The organism is Amphibacillus jilinensis Y1, from assembly GCF_000306965.1.
GTDB lineage: Bacteria > Bacillota > Bacilli > Bacillales > Amphibacillaceae > Amphibacillus_C > Amphibacillus_C jilinensis.
In genome coordinates, this window is the sequence record NZ_JH976434.1 from 118,333 (window position 1) to 138,457 (window position 20,125).

A 20,125-nucleotide genomic window follows, 5' to 3' on the forward strand; every position below is an offset into this window, starting at 1 on the left:
GTTGTCTTTTAGCCATTAGTAAGTCCCCTCCTCTTTAAAGGAACGCGAACGACGGAATTGGAAAAACGCAAACGTCGCGACGATCAACCCTAAAATAATCGATATCGCAGCGGCCATACTATACTGCGAATTCGTGAAAGTTAAATTGTATATCCAAGAAATTAAAATATCGGTCCCACCAGCCGTTTGACCACGGACAGCTGGTCCTCCTTCATTAAAGAGGTAAATAATATTAAAGTTGTTAAAGTTAAATGTAAATTGCGTAATGAGTAAGGGCCCCGTTGCGAACATAAGGTGTGGAAACGTAATATTTCTGAACTTTTGCCAACGTGTTGCTCCATCCATATCAGCGGCTTCATACCAATCCTCTGATATTCCTTGAAGAACACCGGTAAATAGGGCATAAATATATGGAAACCCTAACCATATTTGGATCATAATAAGGGCAATCCTCGTCCAAGTTGGATCCGTTAGCCAAGGGATAGAAGTATTTAATAACGGCTGAATAATATCATTATTTATCGCACCAAAGTTATCATTAAATAATGCTGAAAAAATAATAATCGTTACAAAACCTGGTACCGCCCAAGGTAAGATAAAGACAGTACGAATAAGCTTCTTACCTTTAATTCGCTTGTCATTCGTTAGGACAGCTAAAAACATCGCTAACCCAATTGATAATGTCGTCGCCATAAACGTCCAAATCAACGTCCATGACAATACACTCATAAACGTCGTACGCCATTCACCGATCGTAAATAGATTAACGAAATTTTGAAACCCAACCCAATCTAACAGATTTCGTGGTGGGGCATTATATAAAGTGTAATTAGTAAATGCCAAAAATGCCATAAATAATAATGGGAACAATACAACGAATATAAGGAAAATTAATCCTGGACCTACAAGCAAGTATGGAAAACCTGCATCCCAAGCATTTCTAAATCCCTCAAGAATACCTGTTACTCTCCATCCATTCTTAATTTTAATCGCATCACGTCTAGCATCTTGAATATTTATAAAATAAAAAATCAAGAAGAATGTCAGGAAGATAAGTGATAATATTCCTTCACTTAAAAATATTCTTGAATCATCAGCACGTTCTACTTCGCCTAATGTAATTAAACCTTGAAGGCCTGATGACATAAAGTCATACATAACAATCGCAAAAGCAGCAAATAAAATGAAGATCGTTGCTCCTTTAACATAGCGTTTATTGTAAAGTTGACCTAGACCAGGAATAATGGATAGTAGCATAGCAAATGTGGGGTTATGATTAGAGCTATTTGTTTTTTTATGTTGGTTAGTCGTCTCCTGACTGTCTTTAGTAGCCATGATAGCCTTTCCCTCCTTCTTTAGAAAAACTCGGCTTAACACCAAGTTTCTTGGCGCAAGTTTGCATTTAGATCATGCAAATACACATCATTAACGCTTTTGTATTCGCATCGTTTAACTCCAAACAAATGAAACAAACCTTCAATCCGTGGGAGCTTTCGCTCTTCCCCACTGATTGATCGTTGAGTGAATCAGTGGGGAAGAGCGTCCGTTAATCGTTCGTCTAAATAGATCATCTCTACTCTCTATTTTGTGGCGGACGTTTTACGGACGGTTGTAAATTATCTCTCAACCCTGCTCCTTAAAGTTTATTGCCCCATTATCGCAATTTCATCTTCAATGATTTGTACCATCTCATCGAATACTTCTTGGATATCATCACCTTGAGCAATAAAATTCAACGCATCTTCCATCGGTTCCCAAACTTGAGACATCTCAGGTATATTTGGCATTGGGTGTGCTGATAACGTTTGTTCGAAGATTGGCTCCATTAATGCATCATCAATCTCAACTTCTGTATGTGCAGGTAATTCTCCCGCCACTTCATAATAAGTTGTTGAATTCTCCTCGTTTGTTAAAAATAGTGCTAATTCTGTTGCCCAGTACTGGTGCTCGGTGTAGAAATTAACTAACCAGCCTTTATTTCCTGAGAACGAATTTAATCTTTCACCATCAACTGTTGGTAATGGAGCAATTTCTAAACTGTCACCTAAAGCATCACGATAATCTGGTATCGCCCATGGGCCGTTAATAACTAACCCAACTTGCCCATCCATAAATAAACCATTCATAACATCTAAATCAATACCTTGAGGAATTAATCCTTCTTCAAACCATGAAGCTATCGTTCCCGCACTTTCAACTGTTTCTGGCGCATTTAAGCCGATATCTGTTGTATCATATATACCATTATCGTCTTGCGCAAAAATGTAGCCGCCATTACCTGTTAAAAACGGATAAGTGAAATAAAGATCGTATGCATTCATTAAAAATCCATACTGATTACCTTCTGTCAAATCGCGAGCAATCTCCATGACTTCATCCATTGTCTCTGGAATATCAGACACTAAATCCGTATTAACAAACATGCCATATGTTTCTACTACAGCAGGAATACCATATTGAATACCTTCATAGCTAAAAGATTGAAAAGCCTCTTCATTGTATTCAGCTAATCTTTCCTGTTGTTCCTCAGTAAACTCAAGTTCTGCTGCTACACCTTGCAAATGAATATCACCCATGCGGTCATGGGGCTGGAAGAAGAGATCTGGACCTTGACCAGATGGTCCATCTAAACCAATTCCATCTAATTGATCTAACATGTTGTATGGTGTAATATTAACTGCTATGTCATACTCTGCTTCAAAGCGTTCTGCAATTTCTTCATAAGCATCTAACTGTTGCTCTTCATCATTAACCCACATAGATAGTGATTCAGGCTTAGCTGGAATGTCGTCATCCCCAGTCTCTGCGGTACCTTCTGACGTATCATCTGCTGGTGCATCCGTTTCTTCTGTGGCATCGCCACCACACGCAACTAAAAATACAGATAAAACTAACATAAGTACTGCTGTGAACCAAAACGATTTGCTTTTTAACATTATTTGTTTCCCCCTCTATAATGAGTGTTTGAAATAAACTGACAATCATTGCGTCAATCACAAATCCCGAAAGCGCTCTTATGAACCGCTTTCAATTGTGGGTAAAATGATAGTTTGGCAGCTTGAACAAGACACTATCATTACAATTGCTTAAATGTGTCAGCAATGATTGTAACAGCTGTGCTCACTTCTCACACATTCCAAAATAGTGAAATCGCTTGCACCATATTTCGTTTCTATTATACTACTGACACATTTCAGTTGACAACCCTTTTTAAGAAAAAATATTAATTATTGAAAGCGCTTAAACATATATTGTGTTAATGATTAAGCTTCTGAGCTGTTTCTTCTAATGAAATGACCTCATTTGATAATAATTCTTGTCTTTCTGTTTGCGCTTCAATAATGCTTGTCACATTTAAGCTTCTTTCTTGTAAAACGCTTGCGCCATTAACAAGTTCAGTCACTGATTCCACCACTTCTTCAATCGCTCGATTAATTTGTTGGATTGATTTATTAATATCTTGATGTTCACGTGTTATCTTCGAATTATCATCTGAGATTCTTTTAAATAAATCAGCAGATTCTCCTGTCTTCTCTAATGATTCCATACTATGTGATTTAAACTGTAGGAAAGCACGGACAACCTGCTCAACTTCTTGACTCAACTCCACCAATACATCTTTTGTTTGCTTTGAAAAATCATTGGTTCCTTGTGATAGTTTTCTAATTTCATCAGCTACTACCGCAAAACTCTTGCCTTCTTGACCAGCTTTTGCTGCTTCAATCGATGCATTAATTGCCAGTAAATTCGTTTGATCTGCAATATCATCAATACCTTTAATAAATGATGTGATATGTTCTAAATATTCTTCAATAGTGGTTACTCTTTCAGCTGTAGTAGACGTTTGGTTAGTTAATGCAGCCATTGATGACTCTAGATTATTCATAAGATCCAAACCATGGTTAGACACATGTTCAAGCTCTCCCAATTGCTCGCTCATATAACCAATTGACGTTTGAATCTCTCCTGAACTTGCTGAAACTTCTTCAGTTGTAGCTGAAATCGTCCCCGTAAAATCCGTTTGCCTTTCCATTTCAACTGAAAATTGCTCCATCATATCTTCAATTTCTCTCATACCTTTAAATTGCTTGGCAGACTTCTCTGAAGCTGATTGCACAACGTTGAGAACATCTTTACTGATCTGCTTATTTTTCATTAAAATGCTTTGTAGCTGATCTCCCATGTTTGCCAGTCGACCATCAATCTCAGCGAATTCATCCTTCCGCTTTGTATCATGATGATAAGATAAATCACCATCATGGTAAGCTTTAATGCGTTTCATAACAAGGCCTACACCACTATTCAAGTTTTTAGCGAAAATCATTAAGCTTATGAGTGGAACAATGATAAGGACAGCCAAAGCTAACATAATAACAAACTCAGAATTGGACAAAGATTGTTGTAATGCATCTGAGACGTCATCTCTTTGGCCTGCCAAGCTCGTTTGAATCCGCTCGTTGACTGAGTTAATTGATTCCTCGTTTCTCGTAATAACAGGTACAACACGTGAACGGACTCGCTCTGCTTCATCACCTACGAATACAGCGGTAAAATTTTGCTCAAAAATATTTTGATAAGCTGTTATTGCATCATCAAGGTGCTGAAAATAGTGATATAATGGCTCACCTTCATTAATCCCTGAAGATAGTGTATTAAATATTTCTCTTGCATCAACCAACGATTGTTCTACTTGGTCAATTTGATCTTGATTATAACCCGATGTCGCTAACTGATAGTAAATAATACTTGTCTGGTTTAAATGGTTGACCAACTCAGAAAAATCCTGCTGTAAGCTTGCCGTACCTTCAAGTGTTGTACTTTGTTCAGATACGTTTGAACTATATGCATAAATAAATCCGGCAGCGATGATACACGTTAACACAATCATAGCAATCAATCCATATAATTTGTGAATTAACTTTCTCTCTGTATTCGCTTTCATTTTATTGAAATTTCTTACCTTCACCTCTGTCACTTCCCTTCATATCCTACTGTTTTCTAAATCAACATAGATGGTATATTAGTAGTGCAATCGATTCCACTCAATCGTTAGTTTACCATGTCTCACCATTTTTTTCTACTCACTAAATAAGTTCTAGTTATTCAAGTAAGTGATGGGACCATCTATCTATGTCGATCAACGATGCTGGACGGTGCTATTAGAGGTGAAGCTTACACAATAATATGAGTCATTTCCCCTCCTTTTATAATTAAAAAATATTACAAAGTAACTAAATTTTATTTTGTAAATTAATTTAACTAACTTATGATACAAGTATAATTTATTTTTAAATTATTGCCAATATTAAAATCTTCTAGCAAATATTCATAATCCTAAACTCTTTTTTATAAAACGAACTTCAATCAGTGGGTGTTTACGGACGGCAATCTGTGATAAATGAATGATTACACCAGAAAAGGAAGCTAATCTATGTCAGCTTCCTTTTTCCAGTCTTATATTATTGACTCAACTTTCGTACACTAAAATAGGCATTAAACCTTGACAGTGTTCAATAGACGCCGTATTCAATATGCTTGTTGACTTTACTTCTGGATATTGATTTGTTAATCATTAAAATGATCGGTAACAGCACCTATCGAAGAACAGGAAACATTATGTGCGTATTTCCCTAGTACACCTTTTTGATGGAGACGCGGTGGGACCCATTGTTTGAAGCGCGTTTCAATTTCATCATCATCAAGATCGACCGAAATATCTTGAAGATCAGAATCAATCGTTACCCTATCCCCTTCTTGTAAAATCGCAATTGGTCCTCTGTCTTGGGCTTCTGGAGCAATATGTCCAACAACTAGACCGTGAGTACCGCCTGAAAAACGACCATCGGTTAATAACGCAACCTTCTCGCCTAGTCCTTTACCCACTAAAATAGCAGAAATCGATAGCATCTCTGGCATACCAGGACCGCCCTTAGGACCTACACCTCGAATCACAAGCACATCACCTTCATTAATTTTATTATCCATAACAGCTTGTGTTGCCTCGTTTTCATTGTCAAAGACACGTGCTGGACCAGTATGACGTTTTACTTTGACACCTGATACTTTTGCAACCGCGCCTCTTGGTGCCAAATTACCTTTTAAAATAACAAGCGGTCCTGTCTCTCGATAAGGTTGATCGAACGGACGAATGATTTGGCCATTATCCGTTAAGTCTGGAGCATCAGCTAGATTTTCTGCGACGGTTTTACCGGTAACTGTTAAACAATCTCCATGTAAATAACCATGTGCTAATAAGCGTTTCATTACCGCAGCAACACCACCGACTTTATACAAATCCTCCATGACATATTTACCGCTCGGTTTTAAATCAGCTAAATGTGGCACTCTCTTTTGTAAGCGATCAAAGTCATCAATCGTTAAATCAACTTCAACAGCATGAGCAATCGCCAATAAATGTAAAACGGCATTGGTTGAACCACCAAGTGCCATAACGACCGTAATTGCATTTTCAAAAGCTTTTTTAGTCATAATATCTTTCGGATAGATACCTTTTTCTAGCAAGTGATAAACCGCTTTACCAGCTCGTTCAACATCTTGGTATTTATCTTTTGATTCTGCTGGATTAGAGGAACTTCCAGGTAAACTCATGCCCATAGCTTCTACAGCTGAAGCCATTGTATTTGCTGTATACATACCTCCACAAGATCCGGCACCAGGGCAGGCCGCACATTCAATACCATGGAGATCTTCATCAGAAATATCCCCATTATTATACTTCCCTACCCCCTCAAATACAGAAACAATATCGAGCTTCTCTCCATTGCGATAGCCTGGTGCAATGGTTCCTCCATAAACAAATACTGATGGTACTTCGGAACGAGATATGGCAATCATACAACCAGGTATATTTTTATCACATCCACCAATGGCGACATATCCATCCAAATTTTCCGCACCTACTACCGTCTCTATCGAGTCAGCAATCACATCACGGCTTGGCAGTGAATAGCGCATACCATCCGTTCCCATCGATATCCCATCAGATACCGTTATTGTATTGAAAATCAGGGGCACACCACCAGCGTTTTTCGCGCCATCACGCGCTTTTTCTGCTAAGCCGTGTAAATGAATATTACAGGGGGTGACCTCACTCCATGTACTAGCAATCCCGATCATTGGTTTTGTGAAACTCTCATCTGTTAAACCAACCGCCCGAAGCATAGCACGGTTGGGTGCTCTTTTTTCATCATCAAACACCTTACTTTTAATACGTAAATCTTTAGACATAGTTTCCCTCCATTCTTTCTTCTTTCACTATATCGATAATTCTACATGATTTCAATATTTTTGCTAAATTCAGAAAATTACGTCATACATGATAATTTTAAGTAAAACGATTCTTCAATCTTGGCAACTTTCGCTTCTCTCCAACTGACTGGACGTTGAATAAATCAGGGGATTAGCATCCGTTAGCTCCAGCTCTAGCCTATATAGATGAGCTCTGTTCTCTATTTTCTCGGGGGGGTTTGCGGTCGCTTATCTGTAATAAATATGTTATAGTGCAACACATACCTTGGAGGTGCATGTAATGATTCGTCGACTTATCTTTGTAATCATTAGTTTATTTCTTTGCTTTCTTATTATACAAGTTGTTCGATTTCATATTGAATTAAACAGTCGTGAAATGCCAGATCAATTGCATCCTATCGTAGCAGAAAAGAAAGATCAATTAATTGATCAGGCCAGTGATATAGATATTGATATTGTTATTACCGACGGCTTTCGATCTGTTGAGGAACAAAATCAGCTTTATCAACAGGGCAGAGCAACAGAAGGTTCTGTTGTGACTTATGCACAAGGTGGCGAATCCTATCACAATTATGGATTGGCTATTGATTTTGCACTTCAAACAGAGGATGGAGAAATTATTTGGGATATGCAATATGATGGAAATAATAGCGGAGCGCCCGATTGGTTTGAAGTCGTTGACATTGCTAAATCACTTGGCTTCACTTGGGGTGGAGATTGGGATCGATTCCCTGATTATCCACACCTTCAATTTGATGACGGATTAAGCATTCAACAATTACAACGTGGCTATCGACCTGGTGACGATTTACTAAAATTTATTTTCTTTATCGATTAATGCGCACTGAAAACGTCATCAAGTTATGTTAAAATTGACGAATAGCTGTTTGAAAACGAGGTGATAATCGTGTATTTTTACGATCGATTGAAAGAGAATCAGCATTTATTAAATGAGACTGAACAAATGATTTTAGATTATTTGTTAGAGCATTCAGCTAAAATAAAAGATTTAACCGTTCGAGAAGTTGCAAAAGCACACTATACAGCACCAAATACCATTATTCGCTTATGTCAAAAACTTGGATTCAAAGGATTTACTGATTTTAAAGAAGGATTATATGCTGCTGAACAAACAAAAAAAGATTGGGTTGAAATCACTTCTTTAGATGAGCAAATTGTTAAAACGAAACAGTTAGTTAATCCAAAAATTATTGATCAGGTTATCGACTGTATACATCATGCTGAAAAAATTTTATTTTTTGCGGTAGGGCTATCACGTTTCCCCGCTCAAGAATTAGATGCACGCCTGCAATTAATAGGTAAAAATAGTCATATCTTTGTCGATCCACATGTTATGAAGCATAATGCCAGTCTCTTATCTAACAAAGATTTAGCTATTGCCATTAGCAATAGTGGGACAACAGATAATGTGCTGGCTGCAACTACTATTGCTAATGTAGCAGGCGCAAAAACGCTAAGCATCACCGGTTTCTCTACTAATCCACTGGCTAAGCAAACACACTACCAGTTATATGGTTTTACTAGTAATATACGTGTGAGTGGGATTGATGCAGCTGATCGCTTTAGTATTCACTATCTTATTAACCTATTATTTAACGAGTACTTGAGGAAATATCATACATAAAACGAAGCTTCAATCAGGGGTTGGCGTTTTCCTTCACTGATTGGTAGTTGAATAAATCAGTGCATGAACAGCCGTTAATTCTTGCCTAATAGAAGTGTTGTGACGGACGTTTTGCGACCGTTATCTGGAATAAACATAATGAAGGCAGAAGTAGTTCCCACTACTTCTGCCTTTGCCATCCTATTTTCTATTTTAACACTGGCCAATACTCTTTATTTGCTTCAATTAATGCATCTAACACTTGCCTAGCCTTTTTAGCATCAACAACCGTGCGATTCAACGTTAATGCTTGAAGGGCTTTTGTATACGATCCTTCAATATAAGCTTCAACTGTTAATTTTTCAAAAGCATGTTGCCCTTCAATCAAACCTTTATAAAAAGTATCAATCTTGCCCACCGCATAAGGTGCAGGTCCATTTTTGCCTAGTGAAGCAGCGACTTCAATCATTACATCATCAGGCAGATTTGCAACGATACCATTGTTTCTCACAATCACTACATATGTCTTACGCAAATGGTTGGCGATCGATGCAGCCACTTCTACCATCATATCCCCATGTGCATCATTGTGAACAACACTAGAGTCTTGAGCTGTTCCATTATCAACAATACGTTTACATTCTGCAAATACTTTCTTTTCACGACCTTGCCGAACTTCATCTGTACGCGTATAGGTCGGATCAAGCTTCGCCTGCTTATATTCAGGATAGAGATAATATTGTAAATACGTATTCGGTAAGTATTCCGGGAAGTCCCGTAACATATCCTCTACCATCGCATACGTATCTAACCATGATTGATCACGTTGCTCCGCATCAACTGGACGAAAACCACCATTTAAAACAATATCTTTAATTTTAGGAGCCACATCCGTACCGTGCTCATCATAAATCGCTGTAAACCAACCAAAATGATTCAGACCAAAATATGTTGGCTCCAATTTATTTACATCATGATCAATTAATTTCGCATATGAACGCATTAAATTAACCGGTTGGTCACAAATGTTAAGAATGCGATCATCTTCAGGAAAAATTTGATCTAGTGCTAACCCGACAATAGCTGCAGGATTTGTATAATTTAAAATCCAGGCATCAGGACTTAAACGTCGCACATCTCTAACCATTTCCACCATATCGCGAATGGATCGCAAACCATAAGCAAAGCCACCTGGCCCACAGGTTTCTTGTCCAATTAAACCCATACTAAGTGGAATCTTTTCATCTTGCTCACGCATGGTAAAGCCACCTGTACGCATTTGGCAGAATACGAAATCAACATCTTTATAAGCCACTTCTTTATCCGTTGTATATTGCACCTCAACCTCAGGTGCTTCTTCTTTAAATAATATTTCAGCAAATGCCCCAATCACATTTTGGCGTTCTGCATCAATATCATAAAGAACGACACGATTTAACGCAAATTGATTTAAATGTGTGGTCATCGCTTTTAAAATACCTGGTGTCCAAGTTGATCCTCCACCAACTAATACAATATTATTTTTCTTCATTTCCCGGCACCCCTTTCACTTTATCGGCAATCCCTTCTACTTGTGGTCCATAAATAACTTGTAAGTGTGTATCATCAATTTTCACAATACCTGCCGCACCTGTTTCCTTTAAAGCTTTTTCATCAGCGATATTTACATCTTTTAAAACGAGACGAAGGCGAGTGAAACAGTTCTCAATTTCTTCAATGTTATTAACGCCACCTAATGCATGAACAATCGTTTCACCGATGTTACCCTCGTCATTGATAACAACATCTTGTCCCTCATCTGATTGCTCACGACCTGGTGTTTGCACATTTTTCTTCTTAATAATATATTTAAAGAAATGATAATAAGCAAAGGCGTAACCTATCCCAACAATCACCGCAAAGAACCAATTGGTTTCAGTTCCTTGCAGAACACCAAATACCGTTAAATCAATAATGCCCCCTTGAACATTACCAATGACGACATTAAATAAATCCATTAACATAAAAGATAACCCTGACATTAAAGCATGAAAAATAAAAAGTATTGGTGAAACGAAAATAAATGAAAATTCAATCGGTTCAGTTATTCCCGTTGTGAATGAAGCCAACAAAGCGGCATACAATAAACCTTTGACTCGCTTTTGTTCACCGCTTCTCGCTGTTCGAATAATAGCGAGTCCTGCAGCAGGAAGACCAAATACCATAAATGGTACCTTACCTTGTGCTAAAAAGCGTGTAGCCGAAGCCATTAAGTCAAAATCAAGAACATCTTGTGCAAGTGCTGTGTTAAAGATATTCAACGCACCGACAACTTGCTCACCTTCAATCATGGCAATGCCACCAATCGGTGTAAATCGAACAAGTTGATTTAAAATATGATGAAGACCTGTCGGAATTAATAAACGTTCCAGAAAACCAAATAAAAATGTTCCAAATGCCCCTGAACCTGCGATGATATTACCTAGTGCTTCAATTGCTGCTCCAAACAGTGGCCATACGTAATACATGATTAAACCTAGCAGTGGGACAATCACGGTCGTAATAATTGGAATAAATCGCTTACCACCAAAGAAACTTATCGCTACTGGTAATTCAATGTTATAAAACTTATTATGCAGTGCTGCAACCAAACCACCTACTAAGATACCTGCAAAGACATTCATTCTTAAGGTGAAAATTCCAAGTACGCTCTCATATTGAGCATTCATTTGCGTGGCTTCTAACTCCGTCATCCCTTGTCCCATTAAATAATCAATTGACGTCGTTTCTACCGTATATCCATTGAGAGCTAATATATAGTTCAACGTAACATGAAATATAATAAATCCAATCACTGCTGAAAAAGCTGCCGTCGGCTTCTCTTTTCTTGCCATTCCTATTGCGATCGATACCGCAAATAAAATAGGTAGGTTTCCAAATAATGCTCCTGCTAATGCTCGAACAAAACCAATAACATCTTGTACACCTGAAAATGAAACAAACGTCTCCCCTACAATATCTGGATTCTGTAAGACAGAAGCTAGTCCTAAAAAGATACCTGCTGCAGCTATAATTGAAATCGGCATCATTAATGATTTCCCTAGCTTTTGAAAAAAGTCTTTCATTGTTCAATCCCTCCCCTGTTGTTTTGATAGTTTAAATATAATTGACAAAGAAACCGATTACAATGACGTTAACTCTGTTCTTAACAAGATTAGAGGATAAGGACATGTACACAAATATGTGTCTTTGTACACGATTATTTGATGCGTGATCAAACAAAGTAACAGCAACTCTACTTTATTATCCACTATATCGAATCCATTTCCTAATTTATTTTCTCATAAAAAACGGCTATTCTTAATCAATTGACATTTTGTAGGCGTGAGATGCAAATGAAATCCCTATATTGTAAACGCGCGACATTTAGCAATCCCTTCGCTTTATATAAATATGTTTTCAAGCTAACTTTAGTTGCGTTTTTTACTAATCAAGTTAGCTGAGTCAATGCCTTACTTTAAGAAACTAAAACGTGCTTTACTATCACCAAATAAAGACCGAATGATCTCATCCCATTCGGTCTCTTCTCAGCTTATTTACTTTTCACCTCGCTTCTTAAGACGACATAGAAATACGGTCGTGTTCCCGTTGCTTTAATTCTCTTCTCAAGATCTTCCCGCTAATCTTTGTTTTCGGCAATTGATCAACGACTTCGATCTCTTTAGGCGCAGCATGAGCAGCTAGTCGTTTACGGACATGCTGGCGTATCTCTTCAATTAATGTATTGGACACCACATAATCTGATCGTAGTGTAATAAAGGCTTTAACAATCTCGCCCCTAATCGGATCAGGCTTACCAATCACACCTGCTTCAGCTACAGCAGGGTGTTCAATTAATGAACTTTCTACTTCAAACGGACCAATCCGTTCACCAGATGAATTAATCATATCATCATTGCGGCCTTGAAAGAAAACATAGCCATCGTCATCCTGATAAGCCAAATCACCCGATACATACCAACCCGGATAACGAAAATATTCTTGGTATTTGCTTTCATTATTCCAAATGGTTTTCATCAAACCCGGCCACGAGGTTTTTACCGCTAATTGTCCAACTGTACCTCTAGGCAACACCTGACCAGCTTCATCTAAAATTCCTACTTCTATCCCTGGAAAAGGACGCCCCATTGATCCCGGTTTTATCGGTTGTGATGGTAAATTAACAATCAGATGTCCGCCTGTTTCTGTCATCCACCATGTATCATGAATACGTAAATGCCACTCACGAAATGCCCAATGGATCACTTCAGGATTGAGCGGTTCACCGACACTTAAAACGTGGCGTAAGCTAGCAAGGTTATAGTTAGCATATAAATCACCTTTTGACATTAACAGACGAAAGGCAGTTGGTGCACTGTACCAAATCGTAACACCTAGTTGCTCAATAATTTGGTACCAATCTTCGGCTTTAAATCGCCCCGCCTGAATCACGATAGTAGCTCGATTTAACCAAGGTGCAAATAAACCATAGACACTACCCGTTACCCAGCCGGGGTGTGACGTACACCAATAAATATCGTGATCGTGAATATCAAGTACCCATTTTCCCGTCAGGGCATGATGGGACACCGCACGATGTGCATGGAGAACACCTTTCGGTTTACCTGTTGAACCACTCGTGTAATGGATTAACATGCCATCGTCGGCATCTAACCATTCTACATACCGATCACCTTGAGTAACTTGATCGGAGATATCTTCTTGATAAAGCACCGTTTCTATTGATGGTACCTGCTGCCGATCAATACGTTGCCCCAATTCTTTATCGGTAATTAATAATTTACCTTGGCAATCATTAATACGATCATGGACAGCATCCCCCATAAATCCTTCAAATAATGGTCCTGCTATCGCCCCAATCCGAATTGTCGCTAAAATCGCTACATAACAGTCTGGATTTTTCGGGAGAAAGATGAACACACGATCACCTTTTTTCACATGATTAGCTCGTAAAATCTGTACGTAATGGTCAACATGGTCTTGAACTTCTTTAAACGTTAGGGTCTGATGTTGCTGCTGATTAATATAATGTAGAGCAGTTTTTTCACCATGTCCCTCTTCAACATGACGATCAATCGTTTCATAAGCAGCATTTATTTTCTTCTTATTAAACCATTCATTATCTTCCCATCTAAACGTATGATAACGCGATTGATAATCATCAAGTTGGTATACCCCTTCATTCGGTTGTAAAATGTTTGACACTGTAAACTCCCCCTTTGCCTTCTCAATCACTGACTAAAGTCAAGTTGATTGAGAATATCTGTTTTGTAATGAGCGAATTCAACTGAGCCTCGATTACGAGGATGTTGCTGTTCAACACGAATTGTTTTAATTATTCTGCCAGGTTGATCACGTAAAACAACGATACGGTCACAAAGATATAATGCCTCATCAATATCATGAGTAACGAGCACCATTGTCGTTTGATACTTCTCCCATATTTCTAACAATAAATCTTGCAACTGCATTTTTGTGAAGGCATCAAGTGCACTAAATGGCTCGTCAAGCAATAAAATTTCCGGACTAGTCACTAGTGCACGCGCAATTGCAACACGTTGGGCCATTCCACCAGACAATTGCCGAGGATATAAGTTTTCTTTCCCGGTTAACCCAACATATTCAATGAAGCGTTTTGCACGATCAAAAACAGCTTGTTGTTTGCCTTTGATTCCAAAAGTTATATTATCTTGAACGGTTAACCAGGGTAGCAACCGTGGTTCTTGAAAAATAAAACCCGTTGTGGCGTGCACACCTTGTATAACTTGACCATTTATAGCGATTGTCCCACGATAGTCCTGATCCAAACCAGAAATAGCCCGTAATAATGTACTTTTACCACACCCGCTCGTACCGAGTAAGCCTACGATTTCACCTTTCTCAACAGAAAGGCTAATATCTTTAATCACATCAACATCAGCAAAACGTCTTGAGATATTTTCTAAAACTAATGTCACCTTAGCTCCCCCTTTCAAAGCGATCTTGCCATCTTAATAATCTTGATTCCAACACCTTTAGTAACCAATCAGATAGTTTTCCGATTATTGCAAATAAAATTATACTAGCTAAAATCGTTTCTGGTGCTAAAGTATTTTGACCTAATACAAGCAAATATCCGAGTCCTTGACTGGCCCCCATTAGCTCTGCTGCAACAACGAACATCCAACCTAAACCTAGACCGCTGCGTAGACCTACCAGAAAACTTGGGAGTGTTGCGGGCAATATAATCCGATAGATTTGTTGAAATAGAGAAAGTTGATACATCCTGCCAACTTCAATCAATTTACGATCAACTGTTAAAATGCCACTAACTAAATTTAAATAGACTGGAAAGAAAACACCAACTGCAATCATAGTGATTTTTGATGACTCACCAATACCCATCCAAAGGATAAATAATGGTACCCATGCTAGTGAAGGGATCGATCGAAAAGCTTGAATGATCGGATCAAAGACATATTCTGCTTTCTTTAAAAAACCGACAAGTAAAGCAAAGATAACCGCAATGCCCGTTCCTAATAAAAATCCAGCAAAGACCCGATAAACCGTAATATAAATATGCTGGGTTAATTCTCCGGAACTAGCTAACTCTGTTAGTCTTGCCAGTATTGCTGTTGGCGCCGGCAATTGATAAGATTCGACCCAACCTAATTGGCTCACTATTTCCCAGGTAATAATCAAAGCAATCGGCAATATGCTACCTAGTAATAGCCGCTCAAATGATGACCAGATTTTTTTATGATCTGCCGATACTTTCATAGCATAGCGTGCTTTTATTTCAGTATTCGTCTTTGCCATAACCTAACCCTCCTATCGCTCGATCGTTCGCTCAGCAAATGATGGATTAATTAATTCTTCTACAAGTTGTTCAATGTTGGCATCCGCTTCTATAACTTCACCTTCTTGAAGAATCAAACCAGACTCAATTAACGCTTGATAGTGGATGTCACCTGGTATAGGCTCCGAAAAGTCATTACGTTCTAATTGAATGGCAGCCACTTCTTCGCTGATCTCTGCTTGTTCTGCTAGTAAAGTAACAGCATCTTCAGGATGATCAATCACCCATTGTCTTGCTCGCTCATAAAGACTTATGATCTGATCGACATAGTCGGGATAATCTTCCGCAAAAGCCTGATGAACATTTAAAAAACCATAAGTGTTAAAATCAGGCTCGCGATAAAATAATTCAGCATCTGATTCTAACTCAACTCTTGCCATATGTGGATCTAAACCGGCCCAAGCATCGACTTGATTTGATAATAAGCTCGATGCTCCATCACCATGTTGTAAATTAATAAGTTCAATGTCGCTTTCATCAATTCCCTCGGCCGCTAATGCACGAAGCAAAAAGATATAAGGATCGGTCCCAAGTGTTGCTGCAACAGTCTTTCCTTTTAAATCCTCAAGACTTGAAATATCTGAATCGCCTGATGTCACAAGTGCAGTCCACTCTGGTTTGGAATAAATATAAACGTTCTCAATAGGAGAACCGTTTGCCTTTGAAATTAGAGCTGCTGCTCCTGCTGTTGAACCAAAATCCACACTATTACTATTTAAAAACTCCAAAGCACGGTTACTCCCTTGACTGAAGACCCATTCAACTTCAATACCTTCATCTTCAAACGCTTCTTCTACCCAGCCAAATTCTTTTAATACTAAACTCGTTGGTGAGTAATGGGCATAGTCCAACCGAATTGTTTCAGGGTGATCTTGACTAGAATCCTGGTCACACCCCATTATTAAACTTAATATCCCTAACAAAATAACCCCATATATTAATCTACTTTTCATCTCCTATTCCCCCTATTTGATTTATAGTTCGCAAGCATAAGTTGAAATTGTGCCTCTTAAACGCTGAGCTTCTTTATAAGTGCAACGGTTGTGCACCACTTCTATACCAGCTGCTCTTGCCACTTCCGCCGCTTTAGGCGATACAACACCTTCTTGCAGCCAAAAAACTTTTGGTCTAACTGCTATCGCTTCTTCAGCCACACCTATTGCTGCTTCTGGACTACGAAACACTTGAACAATATCAATGGGCTCTGGAATACTCTTTAAGTCCGGATAGGCTTTTTCTCCAAGAATCTCTGTCTCACGAGGATTAACTGGAATAATCTTGTAGCCTAATCGCTGCATTTTTCGTGCTAAACGATAGCTCGGCCTCGCCTCTTTACCACTTAATCCTACGACAGCTATAGTTTTCGATTGCTTTTGACCATCGCCTTCTTTATAAGGTGAGTTTAATGCCCACTTAATCACACCTTCATCATTAATAACAATAGCTTTTTTTATGTGATCACCTTGATTAGTTGCTTGAATTAAGGCTTGATTTAAATCATGGATGAGATCATCAATCGATTCTAAGCCAACTGAAAGACGGACAAGTTCTTCCCGAACACCAGTCGCATCTCGTTCTTGTTTCGATAATTGTTGGTGTGTTGTTGAACCGGGATGAATAATTAACGATTTAGCATCGCCTACATTCGCAACATGTGACCATAAGGCAACATGATCAATTAATTTTCTGCCCGCTTGACGTCCGCCTTTTATGCCAAAAACAATAATAGATCCAAAGCCGTTATTTAAAACCTGTTTTGCTCGATCATGTGATGGATGCTTCGTTAACCCTGGATAATCAACCCAGTCAACAGCGGGATGATTGTTCAAATAATTCGCGAGTAATGATGCATTTTCATTATGGCGTTGCACACGTAAATGTAAAGTTTCTAACCCCTGAAGTAATTGAAATGCATTATAAGGGCTTAATGCTGCCCCAAAATCACGCAATAATTGGACACGTACCTTTGTAATAAATGCTAATGTCCCAAAGTCGTTAGCATACCGTATGCCGTTATAACTTGGATCAGGCTCTGTAAACGTTGGGAACTTCTCTGAGTGCCAATTAAAACGACCACCATCAACAATCACACCCCCAATCGTCGTTCCATGTCCGCCAATCCATTTCGTTGCCGAATGAACAACAATATCTGCACCTAGTAAAATTGGTTTACATAAATACGGTGTCGCAAAAGTATTATCTATAATTAACGGTACACCGTGAGCATGTGCAATCGCCGAGACACGTTCAACATCAAACACGTGTAAGTTTGGATTACCAATAATTTCACCAAAAATAGCTTTTGTTTGACTCGTAATTGCCGTTGCAAACGATTCCGGCTCAGTCGGATCAACAAATTTCACCTTGATTCCATACCTCGGTAATGTAATAGCGAATAAATTGTAAGTGCCCCCATATAAATTAACTGCTGCAACAATCTCATCTCCAGCACTCGCTAAGTTAAGAATCGATAGTGTAATAGCAGACATTCCAGAAGAAGTTGCGACAGCTGCAACTCCCTCTTCTAAAAGAGCAATACGTTTTTCAAACACATCGACGGTTGGGTTACCAATCCGCGAATAAATGTTACCAGGTTCATCAAGTGCAAAAAGGCGTTCTGCATGTTCAGTATCGTGAAAAACGTATGAAGTGGTTTGATAAATAGGCACAGCACGTGATCCCGTTGTAGGATCAGGTGATTGTCCCCCGTGTAATGCGACAGTCTCAATTGCATAACTATTATTATTGTCAGTCATTTTTAACTCCCCCAATAAGTTAATTAAAGCCTGTTTTACTAGACTTTAAATTTATAATCTTTTGTTTTCACCAGTCATTTTGTTCTTGTGTACATCTCATTTAAAAAGAGCCCTTCTTTAAGAAGAGGGCTCCACTAAACAGGCTCTTCTTATCGTTCAGACATTCGTCTGCTGGCTTTAGCACCTTTTAAACAGCTGTTTAATGGTTGCCGGATTTCATCGGGCCAGTCCCTCCATCACTCTAGATAAGTAATATTTGTTATATTTTTCAAAAATTCACGTCACTTCTATTTTCACACCAATGACCGTGTGCTCAAATTATTAAGTATTTTATCTTAAAACAATAAAAATTCCGCCTTCATTTGAATGATGAAGGCGGAATTTTCAACCGATATTCAATCATCATCCAAAGCACATGCTTTGCTGGTAGGGGCACCTTACATGATGTAGGTTGCCGTGAAGTCAATGAGCCAGTTCTCTCGTCCACTCTTGATAAATTTTTTAAATTTTTTGATTAAACAGATTATAACATAAATAATTAAACTGTCTAGTGGAAATGCATACTTTTTTAAAAAATAGTGTAAATAAAGCTAAAGTGGGTATACGAAGAATAAGTTAATAAAAGAACTTTAATTATGAGATAAAACGTTTAAAACGCAATGGAGGAGAATAGATATGAAAACCGCATCGTTAAAGGATCGAGTAGCAATTGTTACAGGTGCAAGCTCAGGTATTGGTAGGGCAACGGCTTTAAAATTTGCCACTGAAGGAGCAAAAATTGGATTAATCGATATAAACGAGAAAGACGCAGAACAAGTGAAAAAGCACATCATCAAACATGGTGGAGAAGCGGTCATTGCAGAAACCGACATTCGTGACCCTGAACAGGTTGAACAAGCTATAAAAGCGATTATTGAACATTTTGGTAAACTTGATATCGTATTTGCCAACGCAGGAATTAATGGTAAGGTCGCACCAATTGAAAATATTACCCCAGAAGAATGGGACCAAACACTAGAAACCAATTTAAAAGGGACCTTCCTCACAACCAAATATGCGATTCCATATTTAAAAAAACGTGGAGGTAGTATTGTGATCACAAGTTCTATTAATGGAAATAGACAGTTTTCTGCGATCGGTATGTCTGCCTATAGTTCAAGTAAAGCCGCACAAATGGCCTTCGGTAAAATGGCTGCTTTAGAACTCTCAGAATATCGCATTCGTGTTAACATCATTTGTCCTGGTCAAATTGAGACGAATATTGGTAAAAATACATTTAAAGAAGATGAAAACCTTAAAAAAGTAAATATACCTGTAGAATACCCAGAAGGAAATCAACCATTAGAAGGAAAAGGAGGGAAACCAGAACAAGTCGCGGACCTTGTACATTTCCTTGCCTCTGATGCTTCCGCACATATTACGGGAACTGAAGTATATATTGATGGTGCTTCGACATTACTTTGATCAAATAAAACGAAACTTCAATCAGTGAGGCAATGCATTTTCCCGACTGACTGGTAGTTGAGTGAATCAGGACGGCCGTTAACTCCCGCCTCAATAGGTTAGCTCTGCTCGCTATTTGAGACAGGTATTTTACGG

The 20,125-nt window shown here is 38.4% G+C and carries 14 protein-coding genes and 2 riboswitches; of the genes, 3 read left to right on the forward strand and 11 right to left on the reverse strand.

What is annotated here, in order from left to right:
• Window positions 1-15: 15 nt before the first annotated feature.
• From B494_RS0101045 to ilvD, 4 genes are all read right to left on the reverse strand, one after another.
• Complete coding sequence (locus tag B494_RS0101045) at window positions 16-1,335, reverse strand: sugar ABC transporter permease (protein ID WP_017470500.1); 1,320 nt, start codon at window positions 1,333-1,335, stop codon at window positions 16-18.
• A 308-nt stretch (window positions 1,336-1,643) separates the two neighbouring features.
• The gene (locus B494_RS0101050) at window positions 1,644-2,936 is read right to left on the reverse strand and encodes a sugar ABC transporter substrate-binding protein (protein ID WP_017470501.1); all 1,293 of its coding nucleotides are present in this window, start codon (window positions 2,934-2,936) and stop codon (window positions 1,644-1,646) included.
• Window positions 2,937-3,256: 320 nt separating this feature from the next.
• Entirely contained in the window at window positions 3,257-4,966 is a 1,710-nt protein-coding gene (locus tag B494_RS0101055) for a methyl-accepting chemotaxis protein (RefSeq protein ID WP_241211387.1), read from the reverse strand.
• Between the two features lie 599 nt (window positions 4,967-5,565).
• Window positions 5,566-7,248, reverse strand: coding sequence for a dihydroxy-acid dehydratase (ilvD, locus tag B494_RS0101060; RefSeq protein ID WP_017470503.1), 1,683 nt, complete (start codon window positions 7,246-7,248; stop codon window positions 5,566-5,568).
• A gap of 301 nt (window positions 7,249-7,549) precedes the next feature.
• Between ilvD and B494_RS0101065 the strand changes: the two genes are divergently transcribed.
• Both B494_RS0101065 and B494_RS0101070 read left to right on the forward strand, forming a co-directional pair.
• Window positions 7,550-8,107, forward strand: coding sequence for a M15 family metallopeptidase (locus tag B494_RS0101065; RefSeq protein ID WP_017470504.1), 558 nt, complete (start codon window positions 7,550-7,552; stop codon window positions 8,105-8,107).
• Between the two features lie 69 nt (window positions 8,108-8,176).
• The gene (locus tag B494_RS0101070; RefSeq protein ID WP_017470505.1) at window positions 8,177-8,914 is read left to right on the forward strand and encodes a MurR/RpiR family transcriptional regulator; all 738 of its coding nucleotides are present in this window, start codon (window positions 8,177-8,179) and stop codon (window positions 8,912-8,914) included.
• 187 nt (window positions 8,915-9,101) lie between these two features.
• Here the strand turns inward: B494_RS0101070 and B494_RS0101075 are convergent, their stop codons facing one another.
• The 7 genes from B494_RS0101075 to B494_RS0101105 all read right to left on the reverse strand — a co-directional run bounded on the left by B494_RS0101075 (window position 9,102) and on the right by B494_RS0101105 (window position 18,526).
• A complete protein-coding gene (locus tag B494_RS0101075) occupies window positions 9,102-10,424 on the reverse strand; it encodes a 6-phospho-alpha-glucosidase (RefSeq protein WP_017470506.1) in 1,323 nt (440 codons plus the stop codon).
• Entirely contained in the window at window positions 10,411-11,997 is a 1,587-nt protein-coding gene (locus B494_RS0101080) for a PTS transporter subunit EIIC (protein WP_017470507.1), read from the reverse strand. The genes B494_RS0101075 and B494_RS0101080 overlap by 14 nt, the downstream gene beginning before the upstream one ends.
• A gap of 490 nt (window positions 11,998-12,487) precedes the next feature.
• The gene (acsA, locus tag B494_RS0101085; RefSeq protein ID WP_017470508.1) at window positions 12,488-14,137 is read right to left on the reverse strand and encodes an acetate--CoA ligase; all 1,650 of its coding nucleotides are present in this window, start codon (window positions 14,135-14,137) and stop codon (window positions 12,488-12,490) included.
• Window positions 14,138-14,163: 26 nt separating this feature from the next.
• Window positions 14,164-14,889 (reverse strand): ABC transporter ATP-binding protein, encoded by a 726-nt coding sequence (locus tag B494_RS0101090; RefSeq protein WP_017470509.1) that lies wholly within the window; start codon window positions 14,887-14,889, stop codon window positions 14,164-14,166.
• Between the two features lies 1 nt (window position 14,890).
• A complete protein-coding gene (locus tag B494_RS0101095; RefSeq protein WP_017470510.1) occupies window positions 14,891-15,730 on the reverse strand; it encodes an ABC transporter permease in 840 nt (279 codons plus the stop codon).
• Between the two features lie 12 nt (window positions 15,731-15,742).
• A complete protein-coding gene (locus B494_RS0101100; protein WP_017470511.1) occupies window positions 15,743-16,723 on the reverse strand; it encodes an aliphatic sulfonate ABC transporter substrate-binding protein in 981 nt (326 codons plus the stop codon).
• 21 nt (window positions 16,724-16,744) lie between these two features.
• On the reverse strand, window positions 16,745-18,526 hold the full coding sequence (locus B494_RS0101105) for a PLP-dependent aspartate aminotransferase family protein (protein WP_017470512.1): 1,782 nt from the start codon (window positions 18,524-18,526) through the stop codon (window positions 16,745-16,747).
• 146 nt (window positions 18,527-18,672) lie between these two features.
• Window positions 18,673-18,778: riboswitch (SAM riboswitch) on the reverse strand.
• 144 nt (window positions 18,779-18,922) lie between these two features.
• Window positions 18,923-19,025: riboswitch (SAM riboswitch) on the reverse strand.
• A gap of 176 nt (window positions 19,026-19,201) precedes the next feature.
• Between B494_RS0101105 and B494_RS0101110 the strand changes: the two genes are divergently transcribed.
• Window positions 19,202-19,990: an SDR family oxidoreductase gene (locus B494_RS0101110; RefSeq protein WP_017470513.1), complete on the forward strand. Its 789-nt coding sequence runs from the start codon at window positions 19,202-19,204 to the stop codon at window positions 19,988-19,990.
• The last annotated feature ends 135 nt before the right edge of the window (window positions 19,991-20,125 follow it).